At 39.6% G+C, this 18,920-nt stretch carries 12 protein-coding genes; all 12 read left to right on the top strand.

Features of this window, described 5'->3' with window-relative positions; translation table 11 throughout:
- Positions 1-2,247 carry a phosphoenolpyruvate--protein phosphotransferase gene (gene ptsP, locus J6836_RS12845; RefSeq protein WP_219244422.1) on the top strand — a complete coding sequence of 749 codons (2,247 nt, stop codon included), beginning with the start codon at positions 1-3 and terminating at the stop codon, positions 2,245-2,247.
- A 168-nt stretch (positions 2,248-2,415) separates the two neighbouring features.
- On the top strand, positions 2,416-3,312 hold the full coding sequence (gene lgt / locus J6836_RS12840; protein ID WP_219244421.1) for a prolipoprotein diacylglyceryl transferase: 897 nt from the start codon (positions 2,416-2,418) through the stop codon (positions 3,310-3,312).
- 112 nt (positions 3,313-3,424) lie between these two features.
- The gene (locus tag J6836_RS12835; RefSeq protein WP_219244420.1) at positions 3,425-4,276 is read left to right on the top strand and encodes a thymidylate synthase; all 852 of its coding nucleotides are present in this window, start codon (positions 3,425-3,427) and stop codon (positions 4,274-4,276) included.
- A 311-nt stretch (positions 4,277-4,587) separates the two neighbouring features.
- Entirely contained in the window at positions 4,588-5,073 is a 486-nt protein-coding gene (locus J6836_RS12830; RefSeq protein WP_219244419.1) for a prepilin-type N-terminal cleavage/methylation domain-containing protein, read from the top strand.
- Complete coding sequence (locus J6836_RS12825; protein ID WP_219244418.1) at positions 5,067-5,672, top strand: prepilin peptidase-dependent protein; 606 nt, start codon at positions 5,067-5,069, stop codon at positions 5,670-5,672. The genes J6836_RS12830 and J6836_RS12825 overlap by 7 nt, the downstream gene beginning before the upstream one ends.
- Entirely contained in the window at positions 5,672-6,109 is a 438-nt protein-coding gene (locus J6836_RS12820; protein ID WP_219244417.1) for a YgdB family protein, read from the top strand. The genes J6836_RS12825 and J6836_RS12820 overlap by 1 nt, the downstream gene beginning before the upstream one ends.
- Positions 6,106-6,492, top strand: coding sequence for a type IV pilus modification PilV family protein (locus J6836_RS12815; protein ID WP_219244416.1), 387 nt, complete (start codon positions 6,106-6,108; stop codon positions 6,490-6,492). Before J6836_RS12820 ends, J6836_RS12815 begins: the two co-directional genes overlap by 4 nt.
- Positions 6,470-9,847, top strand: a complete 3,378-nt coding sequence (gene recC, locus J6836_RS12810) for an exodeoxyribonuclease V subunit gamma (RefSeq protein ID WP_219244415.1) — start codon at positions 6,470-6,472, stop codon at positions 9,845-9,847. Before J6836_RS12815 ends, recC begins: the two co-directional genes overlap by 23 nt.
- 17 nt (positions 9,848-9,864) lie before the next feature.
- On the top strand, positions 9,865-12,762 hold the full coding sequence (ptrA, locus tag J6836_RS12805; protein WP_219244414.1) for a pitrilysin: 2,898 nt from the start codon (positions 9,865-9,867) through the stop codon (positions 12,760-12,762).
- Positions 12,763-12,767: 5 nt separating this feature from the next.
- Positions 12,768-16,370, top strand: a complete 3,603-nt coding sequence (recB, locus tag J6836_RS12800; protein WP_425299743.1) for an exodeoxyribonuclease V subunit beta — start codon at positions 12,768-12,770, stop codon at positions 16,368-16,370.
- Positions 16,370-18,217, top strand: coding sequence for an exodeoxyribonuclease V subunit alpha (gene recD / locus J6836_RS12795; protein WP_219244412.1), 1,848 nt, complete (start codon positions 16,370-16,372; stop codon positions 18,215-18,217). The genes recB and recD overlap by 1 nt, the downstream gene beginning before the upstream one ends.
- Before the next feature lie 70 nt (positions 18,218-18,287).
- On the top strand, positions 18,288-18,857 hold the full coding sequence (locus J6836_RS12790; RefSeq protein ID WP_219244411.1) for a hypothetical protein: 570 nt from the start codon (positions 18,288-18,290) through the stop codon (positions 18,855-18,857).
- The last annotated feature ends 63 nt before the right edge of the window (positions 18,858-18,920 follow it).

Genomic DNA, 18,920 nt, shown 5'->3' with positions numbered 1-18,920 from the left:
ATGTTGATGCGTCTACGTGAAATTGTCGAAAAAGTTGCGATGGCGACAAGTTTGACTGATGCGCTCGACGTGTTGGTGGATGAAACCTGCAAAGCAATGCGAACTGATGTGTGTTCGATTTACTTAGCTGATCATCCTCGCCAATGCTATTACTTAATGGCAACCCGCGGGTTAAAAAAACCTAGCGGGATTGCTATTCGTCTTGGCTTTGATGAAGGTGTTGTTGGCGCGGTAGGGCGCCAATCTGAAATGCTAAACCTCGCTGATGCCCGTGAACACCCTCAATACAAATACCTTCCTCAATTAAAAGAAGAGCAGCTTAAAGCCTTTCTTGGTGTTCCCATTGTTTATCGGCGCCAATTATTAGGTGTGCTTGTTGTTCAGCAGCGTGAAAAACGCCTGTTTAATGAGACAGAAGAATCTTTTATGGTGACACTGTCGATGCAACTCGCTGTGATTTTATCGCAAGCACAAGCCAAAGGGATTTTTGGGCAATATCGGCAAAATAGAATTAAAGCTATCCCTGTTTCTCAGGGAATTTCAATGGCCTATGGTTGGCAAGATAACTCGCAACCTTCTTTTGATAGCATCAGCCAAACCAGTGCCATTGATATCGATAGTGAAAAGCAACGTTTAATTACCGCCTTAGAAAGTGCGACAGCAGAATGCCGGCGGATCAGTAAACGTTTTATGGCGAGTTCTGCGAAAGAAAGCGCCGCAATCTTTGATCTTTATAATCACCTGCTTAGCGATCCTCAACTTAAAAAACATTTATTTGCTGCCATTGATGATGGTGCTGCCGCTGAATGGGCGGTGAAAACGGTTATTGAAAACTATGTTGAGCAGTTCTCTCGCCTACGTGACCTCTATTTAAGAGAGCGGGGCACAGATCTTAAAGCGTTAGGTCAACGTCTATTATTTCATCTTGATGACTCGTTAACGGCGAATGAACAGTGGCCCGATCGCTTTATTTTAGTGGCTGATGAACTCAGTGCCAGTGTGCTTGCTGAGCTGCCTATGGAGCAACTCGCAGGCGTCATTGTACGTGATGGTGCAACACATTCTCATTCGGCAATATTAATCCGAGCAATGGGCATTCCTGCCATTATGGGGGCGGACATTGAACCGTCTTTACTGCATAACCGACATTTGATTTTAGATGGTTATCGCGGTGAAGTATTTATCGAGCCTGAAAACCTAATTATTCAAGAATATCAGCAGATAATTGAAGAAGAAAACGTTATTAGTCGTTTGGCTGAAGGAACCTTAGATCAAGATGCGACCTTAATAGGTGGTGAGCAGATACAAATCCACCTAAATGCAGGGCTGAGCCCGCGTTACGAACAGCAAATTAACACTGGGGTTGATGGTGTTGGGTTATATCGCACTGAACTGCCGTTTATGCTACATAATGGTTTTCCTTCGGAAGATGAACAAAAACAGTTATATAAAGAAGTTTTACAGTTATTTCCAACAAAGCCCGTGGTGTTACGTACTCTTGATATTGGGGCAGATAAACAGCTTCCCTATATGCCTATTAGCGAAGAAAACCCAAGCCTAGGCTGGCGAGGGATCCGCATTATGCTTGATCAGCCTGAGATTTTTTTAATTCAATTAAGGGCGATGTTACGGGCTAATGCATTATCTGGCAACTTACGTATTCTTTTGCCGATGGTGACCAGTATTAATGAGGTAGATGAAGCTATCTCATTAATAAACAGAGCAAAAGAAGAAGTGAGTCAGTTGATTGGGCAACCCGTAAAAATGCCGCAAGTGGGGGTCATGCTTGAAGTACCTTCATTGCTATTCTTATTACCAGAAATAAAAAAACGTGTCGATTTTATCTCTATTGGTACCAATGACTTTACACAATATTTACTTGCGGTTGACCGCAACAATACACATGTCGCTGCGCTATATGATAATCTCCATCCTGCTGTCATTCGCTTTCTTGCGAAGGTTAGTGAGGAGTGCCATCGCTTGGGGCTCCCCGTTAGTGTGTGCGGTGAGATGGCAGGCCAGCCTCTCAGTGCTATGATATTAATTGCCCTTGGTTACCGCTCTTTAAGTATGAGTGGGCGGAGTGTTCCGAGGATGAAATACCTTATTCGCCAGCTTGATCCTGTGTTAATGCCTGATTTAGTTGATAAATTATTAATGGCTGAAACGTGTGAAAGCGTTCGAAAAGAAGCTAGCCATTTTATGGAAATTCATCATTTAGGTGGTTTTGTGCGCGGTGGTATTTAGCACCCTTGTTTTTGCTCATTTTCGGTTAAATTAGGTTAAAGTGATTATATTCAAGTATAAGTCACTATGCTTTTTGTTGTATGCTTTTGCGCTCTTCAAATAAATTGAAGTGTATTGAATATTTTATAGTCAGCCAACAGTTGGCTTAATCATTAAAAGTGGGGAACGATGAGTAACAGTTACTTAGCATTTCCGGAAATTGATCCTGTTATGTTCTCAATTGGGCCAGTATCGCTGCACTGGTATGGTTTTATGTACCTTGTTGGCTTTGTTTTTGCGTTATGGTTAGCGGGACGCCGTGCTGCAAAACCAAATAGCGGCTGGACAAAAAATGAAGTTGAAAACCTGCTGTATGTTGGTTTTGTTGGTGTTTTTGTAGGTGGCCGTCTTGGCTACGTATTTTTCTATAATCTCCCTGTTTTCCTCGATGACCCGCTTTATCTCTTTAAGGTATGGGATGGCGGTATGTCTTTCCATGGCGGCTTAATTGGTGTCATTTGTGCCATGATGTGGTTTGCACATCGTACTCGTCGTCGTTTTCTTCAAGTTTCTGATTTTGTGGCTCCATTGATTCCGTTTGGTTTGGGAATGGGGCGTATCGGTAACTTTATTAATGGCGAGTTGTGGGGGCGTGTCACCCTTGATACACCTTGGGCTTTCTTGTTCCCACATTCACGCAGCGAAGATATCCAATTAGCGGCTCAAGATCCTTCTTTACTGCCGATCCTCGAGCAATATGGTGTGTTACCAAGGCACCCATCGCAGCTGTATGAAATGTTCTTAGAAGGTATTGTTTTATTCCTCATTCTTAACTTATTTGTCCGTAAACCAAGGCCAATGGGCAGTGTCTCAGGGCTATTTTTAATCGGTTATGGTGCATTTAGAATTATCGTTGAGTTCTTTAGACAGCCAGATGCACAACTTGGGTTGTTTGGTGGCATCAGTATGGGGCAAATTTTATCTATACCTATGATAATCATTGGTGTTTTAATGATTGTATGGGCATATAAGTACGGTAAAAATGTTCCTGCTCATAAGCCAGAAAAAGAGCCTAAAGGTAGTTAGCTAGCCTTGTTATTGTGGTTAGCTTAGTATTTTAAGTACAACAATTTCACAGAAGATAACGTATTTAGTACTAAGCTTACCAGTTAAGTTATTTTTGAATAAGAGAGCCACTATGAAGCCGTATCTAGATTTATGTCAACGTATCATTGATGAAGGGCAATGGGTTGAAAACAAACGCACAGGCGTTCGTTGTTTAACCATTATCAATGCCGATCTTGAATATGATGTTGGTAATAATCAATTCCCCTTGATTACGACTCGTAAAAGCTTTTATAAAGCAGCGATTGCAGAGCTACTCGGTTACTTGCGCGGTTATGATAATGCAGCACAATTTCGTGAAATTGGTTGCAACACTTGGAACGCAAATGCGAATGAAAACCAAGCTTGGCTGAATAATCCTCATCGAAAGGGTGAGGATGATATGGGCCGTGTTTATGGTGTTCAAGGCCGCTCATGGCAACGCCCAGATGGCACTCATCTTGATCAACTTCAGAAAGTTGTTAATAACCTAAAAAATGGTATTGATGACCGCGCGGAAATTATCACTTTCTATAACCCAGGTGAATTTGAAATGGGGTGCTTGCGTCCTTGTATGCACACTCATACATTTTCACTATTAGGCGATACACTGCATCTAACATCATATCAGCGCAGTTGTGATGTTCCGCTCGGTTTGAATTTCAATCAAGTACAATGTTTTGTTTTACTTGCATTGATGGCACGCATCACGGGCCATAAAGCAGGTAAGGCCTATCATAAGATTGTAAATGCACATATTTATGAAAACCAGTTACCGTTGATGAGAGATGTGCAATTAAAACGTGAACCATTTTCTTCTCCTTCATTGACAATTAATCCAGAAATTAAAACGTTAGAAGATATAGAAACTTGGGTAACCACTGATGACTTCACGCTTGATGGGTATCAATGTCATGAAGCTATCAAATATCCCTTTACTGTTTAGCTAGCAATCCCCTTTCTTTGCTATGGTGGCTTTAGACCTAGGGCCACCATAGGTTCAATTTTCGAATACATATTTTCCCTCCTTTGGTTCTCCGCACTTTCTGATGTGTTTTATTTTGTTATCCCATGAGTCAGAAAACAGTACATTTTTTTGCTTCCTCAATTGTTTTGCGAAGCGCTTCGCAAATTGATTTGAATGCATCTAGGGCATATACATTCTTTTGGGAAGCGCTTTGTAAACGACAAATCATTTACTCGTTATATCGTTTTTTTTAAGCGAGATTTTCTTCTGTTCACGTATGGAGAATATTTATGAAAATCGAGCTGAAACAGACTCAATTAGGTTTCACATTGATAGAGATTTTAGTTGTGTTATTTATTTGTTCTTTAACTGTTTTTTCAGGTTTGCATTACTGGGGTAAATACATTGAACAACAAAGACTTATTGATACAGCGAGGCAACTGTCTGAGTTTATTTACCATCATGTAAAAGAAGGCATTTATCTAAATCGGCATCAAACTCTTTTCGTAAATATAGGGAAAGCTGGTTGGTGGATGTCCATCAAAGATGTTAATACTCGCCAAGAAATAGGGAGAATCACGTCTGATAAATTTCAGGGTATCGAACTTGCTAAATCAACGCGAACTTCAATTGAGTTATATGGGAAGCAAGGAACTAGCCGCGCATTTAGTTTTCAGCTAAAGAATAACGATAGTGCCATTTCTATTTATATGTCTGCTTTAGGGCGGGTTAGAACTTGTTCACATCACAGTGTGGCAGGGGTACCTAAATGTTGAACCCTCAAAGTTGCTTAAGCAGGGAAAAACAAAGGGGATTTACCTTAATTGAAATGTTGATTGCGATGGCGATAAGTAGCCTTATTTGTGTTGCTGTGATGAGTAGTATTCCTTCAATCTTTAAGGAAGCTTATCGAGCGTATTTTCAATATCAGTTAAACAGGGAAGTCAGGCAAGTTTTACTAAATATGGAAAAGGATTTTAGGCGAATTGGCTATTGTAGCTCTTCTAGCTGTCTTGGAGAGGCAATAATGATTAGTGCTAAATCGTTCAGTGAGGGAAGAAATACTTGTATCATTTTTGCCTATGACCAAGATTTATCAGGTAAATGGGTTGATGTTAAGTCTAAAACAACAGAAACGGATTACTTTGGTTATCGGTTAAATAATGGGAAGTTAGAGTCAAACCGAAATGTTAGGGATTGTAGCGGAACACGCTGGCAGTCATTATTTGATGCAGAATTAGTTACAGTAAAAAAATTATCCTTTAATTGGCTCATGGATATTCAACTGCTTGACGTTGTCATGAGTGTAGAAACACGGTTATTACCTAGACAGGTCTTTGATTATCGAATTACCGTAAAAATTAGGAATTTATAATGGTAAAAATGGACTACCAAAGAGGTAATATTGCTTTAGTAATGACAGTTGTTTTAATGACAATGGGCTTGTTATTAATTAGCTCTCTTCATTTTTTTCAAAGACATGCACAAGATGAGTGGCATAAAGAAACTAAATACTTTCTTGAGTTTAATCGGGCTGAATCGGCGCTGGCATGGGGGCTAACATTATCTTGGGAAACGAATAAAAAGAAAAAATGGATTTGCCAGCAGAATGCAACACAAACTTGGACAAGTTGCTTAAAACCTTATAGTCGTTCAATTTCTATTTTATCGGGTCAAAGCCCTTATAAAGATGGCTTAGATATCAAAGTGTATCAGCGGGTTGAGTGGGATGCACTGAAACAGAAAATCATTCCTCATAAGAATGGTTGGTTAGATTATTGCCCAGTTAAACAAAAAGGATTTTGTTTGTGAAAATACATCAACAAGGGTTTGCATTAATAGAATCAATGATTGCTATGGTAGTTTTTGCCATCTTGCTTATAGCTTTGCTAAACTATACACAATATATCGTATTGAATTTTAATCAATTATATAGAAGTTCAATGGTTGTCAGAGAATTGCATAGTGTATTAGAAAAGCAAGGCCTACCTGCTGATAGAATTTCAAAGACGGAAAGCTCTTTCATTGATACAGATTTGCGATACTCTGTTGGGAAGATTGAACAAAGCCACCGCTATCCAGCGGAGTTTTGCACTGAGTTGATGGTTTCATTACTTATTCCTAGGCAACGGCTTTCGCTTAGCCGTTGGTATTGCTCAATAGGAGAGCGCAATGTTTCAAGTCTATCATTCTAACCAATTAGATTTGTTAAAAGAGCTCATTGCTCATTTAATGAAAAATGAACCTTTATCTCATCCTTTTGAGCAAGAAATCATCTTAGTGCAGAGCCCAGGAATGTCCCAGTGGTTACAGATTGAACTCGCAAAACAATTTGGGGTTGCAGCAAATATTAACTACCCGTTACCAGCTACATTTATATGGGACATGTTTAGGCGTGTGCTACCTGATATACCGAAAGAAAGTGCGTATACCAAACAAGCAATGACATGGAAGTTAATGATAATTTTACCCAAGGTTATTGATGATGAAGAATTCGAACCATTAAGACATTATCTACAGCATGATACAGATAAACGAAAACTTCATCAGCTTGCGGGCAGGGTTGCAGACCTATTTGACCAATATCTAGTCTATCGGCCTCAATGGATTGAAAAATGGCAAAAAAATGAATTAATAGAAGGGCTTAGTGCCAATCAGCTATGGCAAAAAAGGCTGTGGCTATGCCTTGTTGAATACTCAAATGAATTAAACCAATCACCTTGGCACCGTGCTAATTTATATGACAATTTTATTGGTAAGCTGAAAAGCACACCTTCTTTAGGAAAAATGCTTCCTAAACGTATTTTTATTTGCGGAATCTCATCATTGCCGCCTGTTTATCTTCAAGCATTGAATGCAATTTCGGAACACACTGACATCCATTTAATGTTTACAAACCCTTGTCGTTATTATTGGGGGGATATTCAAAGTGCCTCTTTCTTAGCTAAGTTACAACAAAGAAAATTACGACATTATCTTGATAAACATGAGATATCACGTTTCAAAATTGAAGAACATGTACCCCATCTATTTAATGATGATGGTGAGCAGGATATTGTTAATCCATTGTTAGCTTCGTGGGGAAAATTGGGGCGAGATAATTTATATTTTATTTCTCAAATTGATACAGCGAATGAAATTTTTGCTTATGTTGATACAAGTAGATCAAGCCTGCTAGAAAATATCCAGCAAGATATTTTAGATCTTGAAAATCACGCACAGCTTGGTACGACACTAGAAAACTATGTAACAAGCGAAGGAAAGGGACTAATACATAAAGGGGATGATTCTATTTCGTTCCATTTGTGTCATAGCGCCCAGCGTGAAGTCGAAGTGTTACAAGACCATCTGCTGTCTATCTTTGAAGAAGACCCATCATTAACACCAAGAGATGTGATTGTTATGGTGGCAGATATAGACAGTTACGCCCCCTATATCCAAGCTGTTTTTGGGAATACAGCATCTTCACATTATATTCCTTTTTCTATTTCTGACAGGAAAGCATTACAAGCCCATCCAATTTTGCAAGCGTTTATCACGTTGCTAGATTTACCTCAAAGCCGATTTTCTACAGAACAAGTGCTTAGTTTACTGGAGGTTAAGGCTTTATCTCAGCGTTTTGGGATAGACGAAAGTGAATTAAGTTTGCTACGACGTTGGGTGAATGAATCAGGGATCCGCTGGGGGCTCGACGATGACAATGTCCGCTCATTTGCTTTACCTGTTATAGGGCAAAATACGTGGCAATTTGGTTTGAGCCGAATGTTATTAGGTTATGCCATGGATAGTCGAAATGGCCCATGGAATGGTATTTTACCTTACGATGAATGTAGTGGTTTGGCAGCTCAGCTAGCAGGGAAATTGGCTTTATTAATTAATACATTAAGAGAGTGGCGTACAATATTAGAGCAAGAACGACCACTTGATGAGTGGAAAGAACTCTGTCAGCAACTTATTGATAGCTGCTTTATAGTTGATAGTGAAACAGAACTGGTTTTGGCTCTTTTAACCGAACAGTGGCACCAAATCATCGAAAATGCTATGGGATCAGGTTATGAAGAATCTATTCCACTTCGTTTGATAAGAGACGAACTTTCAGTACGCTTTGATGATGAAAAAATTAGCCAACGCTTTTTAGCGGGAGCAGTTAACTTTTGTACACTGATGCCAATGCGTTCTGTTCCATTCAAGGTGGTGTGTTTGCTGGGAATGAACGATGGTGCTTACCCACGAAGTATTCCGCCGTTAGGCTTTGATTTGATGGTAGAAAAACCAGCGAGAGGGGATAGAAAGCGTCGAGATGATGACCGTTATCTCTTCCTAGAGGCGCTCAATTCAGCAACTAAACAGCTCTATATTAGCTATATTGGGCTTTCAATACGCGATAATCAACCATGTAATCCATCTGTCTTAGTGACGGAATTACTTGATTACATTTGCCAAAGCTTCTGCTTGGAAGGCGGTGAGTTACTCAATATTGATGACAGTGCCAAACAGTTACAATCCCATTTAGTGACTCAGCACAGCCGAGTTCCTTTTGCGAAAGAAAACTATATTCCTCACACTCCCTATCAAAGTTTTGCTAAAGAGTGGTTACCTGCCGCTAAGACTACAGGAAGCGTAGAAACCCCTTTTTGCTCAATTCTTAAAGATCCAGAAGAAAAAATTACACATATTTCGCTAGAGCAGCTCTTACGTTTTTATCGTCATCCTATTCGTGCATTTTTCCAGCAACGTCTGAAAGTACATTTCTCAATTGAAGAAACTGAGCTTCCTGAGGAAGAGCCTTTTATTCTTGGGCGGTTACAACGCTATAAAATTAATGATCAAATTTTAGATTTGCTTGTCAAAGAAGAAAGCCCTGATCCTTTTTATCATGCGCTTAAAGCATCGGGGCAATTGCCTGCAAAGCAATTTGGTCAGCTTTTTTGGGAGCAACAACTGAATGAGATTGTTCCATTAGCGGAAAAAATAAAAGATTATGAGGTTCAACTATTTGATTATCCAATAGAGTGTGAAATTGAAGGCATAAAAATTACAGGGCAGCTTAAGAATGTACACGAAACAGGCATATTACGTTATCGGCCAGCTTATCTAACTGCGAATGATGGAATTCAGTTATGGATTGAGCATCTTTTTTTTAATGCTCAAGTTGGTGAAGGGGAAAGTGTTGCATTGGGGCGTGATAACAGTATTTGGCAGTTTTCATCCATTGAAAAAGATGATGCATTAGGTTACTTAAAAAGCTTAATAAAAGGTTATTGTGAAGGGCTAAACTCCCCATTAATTCTTTTAAATCAAAGTGGTTGGAGTTGGCTAAATGCATGTTTTGATAAAAAAACGAAGCAATATGATTTTACTTCAGAAGAAAGCCAACAAAAAGCGTTATCAGCCTTAATTCAGGGTCTTCAAGGAAGTTCGATGAAAAAAGGCGAGATGGAAGATGATTATGTATTGAGGGCTTGTAGAAACTTGAATAGTACAATGATTCAATCGCTGTTACAGAATACACAGCGTTTTTTACAGCCAATGACTAAATATTTAAAATAACGGGAGTGCATTACAGGATGCAATATTTATCCAAAAAAATCGCCCAGCTATTCTTATTATTCATAATATTAGGGTGTGGGAGTGCTATTGCAGCGCAACCGCTATGGCAATTATTACCTGAGACGATTAATAAGAGTGAGAGTGACCCTCGCGAGTATAAGGCAATAAAGCTAAATAACGATATGACGGTTTTATTAGTATCTGATGCCAAAGCTACAAAATCATTGGCAGCTGTGTCTATACCTGTAGGTAGTATTGAAAACCCAGATAGTCAGCTAGGGTTAGCTCACTATTTAGAGCATATGGTATTGATGGGTTCTAAAAAATACCCAGAACCAAGCAGCTTCTCTGAGTTTTTACAAAAACATGGAGGTAGTCATAATGCGAGTACAGCACCCCATCGCACAGCGTACTATTTTGAGGTGGAGAATGGGGCATTAAAAGAAGCGACTGACAGATTAGCTGATGCATTAGCAGAACCGTTATTAGATCCTATCAATGCAGATAGAGAACGTAATGCGGTTAATGCGGAACTAACGATGGCACGTTCTCGTGATGGAATGCGGATTTGGCAAGTACGTTCTGAAACACTAAATCCGCAGCACCCTAATTCTCGTTTTTCTGGTGGTAACTTAGAAACGTTAAAAGATAAGCCCAACAGTAAATTGCAAGACGAACTTGTTGGTTTTTATAAGCATTATTATTCATCTAATTTAATGAATGGTGTTCTTTATGGTGATCAATCAATTGATTCCCTCGCCAAAATAGCACAAGAAACATTTGGTCGTATCCCTAATTTTAATGCTAGTGTTCCGGCCATTAGCACTCAAGCGGTTACGGATAAAGAAAAAGGCATTATTATCCATTATGTGCCAGCGCAGCCGCAAAAAGCGATTCAAATTGAGTTTAGCATTAAAAATAACATGGCGGATTTTCGTAGTAAAAGTGATAGTTATATTAGTTACTTACTTGGAAATCGTAGCCCTGGAACATTAGCTGATTGGCTGATTTCACAAGGTTTAGCTGAAGGGATAAGTGCATCAGCATCGCCAAATGCAGACAGAAATTATGGTTCTTTCTCAATCTATGTCACTTTAACGGATAAAGGGCTGCAGGAGCGTGACCAGATTATTGCCGCTATCTTTTCTTATATTGATTTAATCAAAAATGATGGCATAAGCAAAAGTTACTTTGATGAAATTGCAAAAGTGCTTAACTTATCTTTCCGTTATGGTTCAGTTGTTAGGGATATGAACTACATCGAATGGTTATCTGACCAAATGATAGACGTTCCTGTTAATCATGTGCTTGATTCTGATTATATTGCGGATCAATATGACCCAACAGCCATTAAGCAACGTCTATCCGAGCTGACAGCGGAAAATGCGCGAATTTGGTTTATTAGCCCTGATGAACCAAGCAATAAAAAAGCGTATTTTGTCGAAGCGCCTTATCAAGTTGATCGAATCACGCAAAAACAGTTTAAAGATTGGGATAGTTTAGAGTCAAAAATGCACTTTAAATTACCAACACTAAATCCTTACATTGCGGATAAACTACCATTAATTAAATCTGTAAAAGCCTATAAACACCCAGAGTTTATTTATCAAAATGGAAATACTCGGGTGTTATATATGCCAAGCCAATATTTTGCAGATGAACCTAAAGCAAGCATCACGTTGTCTTTGCGTACAAAACAAGGTGACCAAAGTGCGAAAGACCAAGTGACAGGGGCATTGCTGCAATATATTTCTTCATTAAAAATGGATGAACTGCAATATCAAGCATCGGTTGCAGGTATGTCTGTTTCCGTTTCTCAGGGAATTGGCTTGCAGCTCAATGCCAGCGGTTATACCCAACATTTACCTGAGCTCTTTTTGTCCATGACTAAGTTGTATTTAAGCTTTGAGCCAACAGAGCAAGAGTTAGCACAGGCAAAATCTTGGTATAAGGAACAAATCGCCGTTGCAAATAACGCAAAAGCTTATGAATTGGCAATGCAGCCTCTTGAGCGTATTAACAGCGTCCCTTACTTTGAACAAGAGCAGCGCCTTGCTGAGTTGGATAAAATATCACGGAGTGATCTAACTAACTACCGTCAGTTATTAGTGAAAAGCGCAGCATTACAAGCACTTGTTTTCGGTAACATTAGCGAGTCGCAAAGTATCAAAACAATTCAGGATGCTCAAAAGCTATTAAAAAGTGAGGGTACTGAATGGTGGCGTGGCGATGTGGTCGTTATTGATAAAAACTACTTAGCGGACTTCCATAAACAAGGAAATAGTACCGATAACGCACTTGCTGAAATCTTTATCCCAGATGGTTACAGTCGTATTGATGGCGCAGTGTTGTCAGGTATCTTAGCGAAGGTGATTCAGCCCTGGTTCTATGATCAATTAAGGACGAATGAGCAGTTAGGTTATGCCGTATTTGCATTTAAATCTGGCTTAGGTGATCAGTGGGGAATGGGTTTTTTACTACAAAGTAATGCTAAGACGCCAGATTACCTTAACACACGCTATCAAGCATTTTATGCTCAGGCATTAGATAAACTTAAAAAGCTACCAGTTGATGAGTTTAATCAGTATAAACAATCAATTATCACTGAAATGAACCAGCCACCGCAGACATTCTACGAAGAACTTGGGCGCTATTCATCAGACTTTTCGCGCAATATTTTTAGTTTTGATACTCGTGAAAAAGTGTTGTCAGCCTTAGGTTCGACAACGAAAGAGCAAGTTATTGAATATTATGAAAATGCAGTCATTAAGCGTAAAGGGCTAGTGTTAACGTCTCAAGTTATTGGTCAAGGTGTTGACGAGAAGTCTGGTTTTGCTCAACTGAAAAATTGGGTGTTTTACCCAACAGCTTCAGAGTTACAAAAGATTTTGCCAATAAAGGAAGATGCTGAGTGAATAAAATGCAGGTAGAGTCCCAATTATTAAATGTATTTTCTTTGCCTCTAAGTGGACAAAGACTGATTGAAGCTTCGGCAGGGACAGGAAAAACATACACCATTGGTATACTTTATCTGCGGCTTTTATTAGGTTTAGGGGGCGAAAATGCGTTCCCTAGGCCGCTTAGTGTTGAAGAAATACTCGTAGTGACATTTACCGAAGCGGCAACGAATGAATTGCGTGGCCGAATTCGTCAGCGAATTCATGAAATGCGTTTAGTTTGCTTAAGAAATGGGGTTGGGTTTGAATCTCAACCTGAGTATCTGGAATTGCTTGGTGAGCTTTCAGGTGAGGAGCAACTAAAATTTGCAGAAGAGTGGTTATTGGCTGCAGAACGGCAAATGGATGAGGCTGCTATTTATACTATTCATGGTTTTTGCCAAAGGATGCTAGTGCATAATGCATTTGAATCGGGTGTCCTCTTTGAGCAAACAATGATACAAGATGAATTCCCAATACAAAAACAGGCTTGTGCAGATTTTTGGCGCCGTCATTTTTACCCGCTTGATTATTCAATGACTAAAGTCGTGCAGTCCGAATGGAATGGCCCTGAGGCTCTGTTAGCTGAAATAAGGCCTTTCTTGCAAGGAGATATGCCGCTCATTATTAATCAGCCCAAGGTTCAAGAGTCATTGGAGGAACGGCATCAACGCTTAGTTTCTGTGATTGAATCAGTGAAATCCTCTTGGCGAGAAAATGCAGGGGATTTCGAAAAGCTAATTACAGACTCTGATGTTGATAAACGAAGCTACAGTTCTCGTTTTTTGCCTAGTTGGTTAATAAAAATTGGTCAGTGGGCAGAAGAAGTAACCCAAGATTATGACTTTCCAAAAGATCTTGTTCGTTTTTCTCAAACAGTATTACATGAAAAATCAAAAAGTGGCCAAGGCCCAGAGCACACTGTTTTCCAAAAAATAGAAGAGCTTCTTTCCCAGTCCTTAACGTTGAAAGATCTTGTTATCCCATTAGCGATTTCAGAAGTTAGGCAAACTATTGCGGAGGAAAAACATCGCCGTGGGGAGATGGGGTTCGATGACCTTTTAACACGTTTAGACCGTGCTCTTAGTCATGATGGTGGTAAGTTTTTAGCACAGGCGATTAGCCAGCGCTTTCCTGTTGCGATGATTGATGAATTTCAAGATACGGATGCACAGCAATACCGTATTTTTCAGCGAATTTATCAACGTGTTGATAATACGGCACTTTTATTTATCGGCGATCCGAAGCAAGCCATTTATGCTTTTCGTGGCGCGGATATTTTTACCTATATTGAAGCAAAAAAGGAAGTTAGTGCTCACTACACATTAGAAACTAACTATCGCTCATCACAAAGTATGGTTGAAGCCATAAACCGTGTGTTTAGCCATTGCCAATCACCTTTTATTTTTGAACAAATACCATTCCAGCCTGTTAACTTTGCACAACAAAATGCAGGGAAAAAACTGGTCCACAAAGGTAATGAAGTCAAAGCACTCACTTTTTGGCAGTTAGATGCAGAAGCGGTTTCCGTATCTGAATATGAACAAGCCATTGCGAGGCAGTGTGCAGCGCAAATTGCACAATATCTTCAAGGCGGGCTAGATGGTGAAACTTACTTTAAAAATAATGAAAAACAGGTTTTTGTGGCAGCTTCAGATATTACTGTGCTGGTGCGTAGCCGCCGTGAAGCAATATTAATTAGAGATGCCTTAAATCAGTTAAATATTCCTTCGGTTTTTCAATCAAATAGAGAGAGTGTATTTTCAACCCCTGAGGCTAGGGATTTATTATGGTTGCTACAGGCTGTGTTGACTCCTGAAAAAGAGCGTGTGCTACGAAGCGCACTTGCGACAGGGATTTTAGGGCTAACAGCTAAAGATATTGATGAGATTAACCATGATGAAAAAGCATGGGAGGATCTCGTCGATGAATTCTCTCGCTATTCTACCGTCTGGCAAAAGAGAGGCGTATTGCCAATGTTAAGAATGATAATGTCACAGCGTCATATTGCTGAAACATTATTATCTGCAACCGATGGTGAAAGGCGGTTGATGGATGTTATGCATATCGGCGAGCTATTGCAGGAAATGTCACTTCAACTTGAAGGTGAGCACACACTAACTCGTTGGTTAGCACAACAAATCGCTCATCCTGACCATCAATCAGACGCGCAGCAGATGCGCTTGGAAAGCGATAAACACCTTGTTCAAATTAGTACAATCCATAAATCTAAAGGCCTTGAATATAAAATTGTATGGTTACCTTTTGCCAGCAATTTCTTACCGCAATCTAAAGGTTTATATCATGACCGAAATGACTATGGTACGAGGTTAGATTTAGAAGACAGTGATGAAACTGTTGCTTTAGCAGATGAAGAACGTTTAGCTGAAGATCTCCGTTTATTATATGTGGCATTAACTCGTGCGATTTACCATTGTAGTGTCGGTATTGCTCCGTTAATAAAGGGGAATAGAAAGAAGAGCGGTGAAACAGATTTGCATTTATCAGCACTCGGTTATGTTATCCAAAAAGGAGAGGCCGGTGATAATTTACTGCTAAATAGCATGTTAAATGAAATTAGTAACGAAATTATTGATGTCATTTCTATTGATCAGCTTGAATCTGAAAGATTAATTCTCGATAAAGAAACGCATGATGATTTAATGGCGAGGGAGCTAACACGCTACTTTGACGATCACTGGCGAGTAACCAGCTACTCAGGGCTGAGTTATGGGGCAAGCCATTCAGAAGATGAGCAAACAGTCTCTCCATTGCAGTTTGCAAGCTCATTGGCACCTAAAATGGATGTTGAGGCTAGCATTGATATCGAGCAACAAGAAGATGAAAGTGCTAACACTTTAACGCCTCATCAATTTCCAAAAGGTGCTTCCCCAGGAACTTTTTTGCATACATTGATGGAAGAGATTAGCTTTAGTGAGCCTGTTGCACTCGACTGGTTAACAGAAAAACTCGAAAGTTCAGGGTTTGATATTGAATGGGCTCCAATGTTGCAGGAATGGTTAAAGGCAATCGTAGAAGCGCCTCTTGCTGATGACGGGTTCTGTTTATCTGCATTACAGCCGCAAAATCAGCTAGATGAAATGCAGTTTTATCTACCCATTGACGCCATTATTAATGCAAAAAGCGTAGATAACATAACGCATAAATATGACCCATTATCTAAGCTGTGCCCGCCATTGAACTTTGAAAAAGTTCAGGGGATTTTAAAAGGATTTATCGATTTAACATTCTATTGGAATGGAAAATTTTATTTACTTGATTATAAATCGAATTACCTTGGTGAAGATGCTTCACACTATACGCAAGAAGCGATGGCTGAAGCCATGATCGACCATCGTTACGATTTGCAATATCAATTATATTCTTTGGCGCTACATCGCTATTTAAAACAGCGTTTACCTGGCTATGATTACGAAACACATTTCGGTGGTGTGTATTATCTCTTCTTAAGAGGGATTGACAACGTTAATTCACAAAATGGTATTTTCTTTTATCGGCCTGTAGAAGCGTTTATTCAAAGTTTCGACCAATTGTTTAGCAATACACTCGATAAGGAGGCATGCTAATGAAATCTCTTTTTAATCGAGGGATTGAAGAGCGCATTTTCACGCCTTTAGATGTGCAATTTGCTTACAGTATTGCTGATGAAAACAACCCTATTTTATTGGTAGTTGCAGCCCTTTTGAGTGCAGAAACCATGACAGGACATGTGTGTTTAGCATTATCTGACGTGACACTTGAAAACCTATTTTCAGGGCGACACCAAGAACTTGCAAATGATTTTTGGCAAAGCATGGGGTTGCCTGATGAAAATACATTGTATCAAGCGGTTCAAAATGCACATGCAGTCTCTTTAACATCAGAAAATAGTCTCTCCCCATTATTACTTTCGGGAGATTATTTATATTTCCAACGTATGTGGCAGTATGAGCAGTGTGTTGCGTATTTTTTCTCTAACACATCAGTAAAAAATAGCCAGAATCAACCAATTCAATCTGTGCTAGACAGCCTTTTTCCTATTTCAAACGAAGTTGATTGGCAAAAAATTGCAGCTGCAGTTGCTGTAACCAGTCGAGTTTCCATTATTTCAGGGGGGCCAGGTACGGGGAAAACAACGACCGTTGCTCGCATACTGGCTGCTCTAATTAAACTAGAAACACGAAATGACCATCAGTTAAAAATTGAGCTGGCGGCCCCAACAGGGAAAGCTGCGGCAAGGCTAACGGAGTCACTTGGTAATGCGATGAAAAGTATGCCATTGACAGAAAAAGAGCGCGAAATTTTACCAAACCAAGCAAAAACGTTGCATCGATTACTTGGGGCTCAACCTGAAAGCCAGCAATTTCGTTTTAATCGAAATAATTTGTTGTCGTTAGATATCTTAATTATTGATGAAGCGTCTATGGTTGATTTACCGATGATGGCAAAACTAATTGAGGCGCTACCTGAACAGGCAAAATTGATTTTTCTTGGCGATAAAGACCAACTTGCCTCGGTAGAGGCAGGGGCAGTGCTGGGGGATATTTGTCAGTTTGCCGATATTGGTTACAGTCCTGAAAGAGCGAAGCAATTAACGGAAATTACAGGTTATTCACTTGGTGAATATTCTTCAGCCGAAGGGCCTGCTATCCGTGATAGCCTGTGCTTATTACGTAAAAGTTATCGTTTTTCGGCACAGTCGGGTATTGGGCAACTCGCTTTCGCTGTTAATGAAGGTAATTCCACTCGAGCGCAAAAGCTGCTAAACAAAGAATTAGTGGATGTGCATAATTATGTACAAGAAACTGAAGATGATTATGTGAAAATTTTACTTGATGCATCAGCCTGTTATGAAGATTACTTACTGGCTGTAAAAGCAAATAAAACCCCTGAAGAAATATTATCTAAGTTTAATCAATATCGATTGTTAGCTGCTCTTAGAGAAGGGCCTTTTGGTGTTATTGGGCTAAATGATAAGCTAGAGAAACTACTTCATCGGCAGGGACTAATTAATCGACCTTATAATCATTTGAATAAACATTATGCGGGTCGGCCTATCATGATCAGTCGTAATGATAGCCCATTAGGGCTTTTTAATGGTGATATTGGTATTATTTTGCCAGACAACGAAGGTGCGCTTAGGGCTTATTTCCAATTTCCTGACGGGAGTACTCGAGGCGTCCAGCCAAATCGCCTTCCTTTACATGAAACGGCTTATGTGATGACGGTTCACAAATCTCAAGGTTCGGAATTTACTCATACCGCATTCGTTTTACCCCAATTATATTCACCTGTTATTACTCGAGAGTTGGTATACACCGCAATCACTCGAGCAAAAAAAGAACTTTCCCTTTATGGCAATCCGAAGGTATTGCGTCGAGCAATCGAAACGCCAACTAAGCGTCGTAGTGGGCTGACGAGACAGTTAGTGTAACCATGACAAGTGATAGTTTAGAAAATTAAATTACTTAACTTGTTAATAATAATGATTTAAAGGTAATGATATGGATAACCAGCAAGAGATGACCGCAGTAACCATTACGTTGAATGCGAGACTAGAACCTGTTAGGCGTGCAGACTTAGAAGATGCTTTTGATGAAGTCATGAAAAGTCTGGATAAAGATATTCATGTCACGGGTGGAGGCACACTACTAGCTGATAATGGTGAAGCACAAGAATGTGATATTGAACTGGCCATTGCCGATGCAAGTGATGAAAATATTAGCATGATCATCCAGCTATTTACTTCAATGCTAGCGCCAAAAGGGTCTCGTTTATTTATTCATGGTGAAGATGTTCGTATCGATTTTGGTGAGCACGAAGGTTTAGCTGTTTATTTTAATGGCACTGAACTTGCTGATGAAGTTTATGAAAATGGTGACATTAACGACGTTTTTGATGTATTAGATGAAGCCGTTGAAGATATCGGTAGTATTCATGGCGTGTGGGATGGCCCTACCGAAACAGCATTCTACTTTTATGGAAGCTCTTTTGCTGAAATGGAAGCGGCAATAAAGCCACATTTAGATGCCAATCCGCTTTGTGAAAAAGCAAGAATTGTACAAATTGCGTAATTAAGTCGATATTAACAATGAATAATATGCCCCCAAATTAGGTATCCATTCGTAATTTGAGGG

The organism is Providencia sp. R33, from assembly GCF_019343475.1.
Taxonomy (GTDB): domain Bacteria; phylum Pseudomonadota; class Gammaproteobacteria; order Enterobacterales; family Enterobacteriaceae; genus Providencia.
The sequence above is the reverse complement of the archived record's forward strand: the minus strand, read 5'-3'. Positions and strand labels throughout refer to the sequence as shown.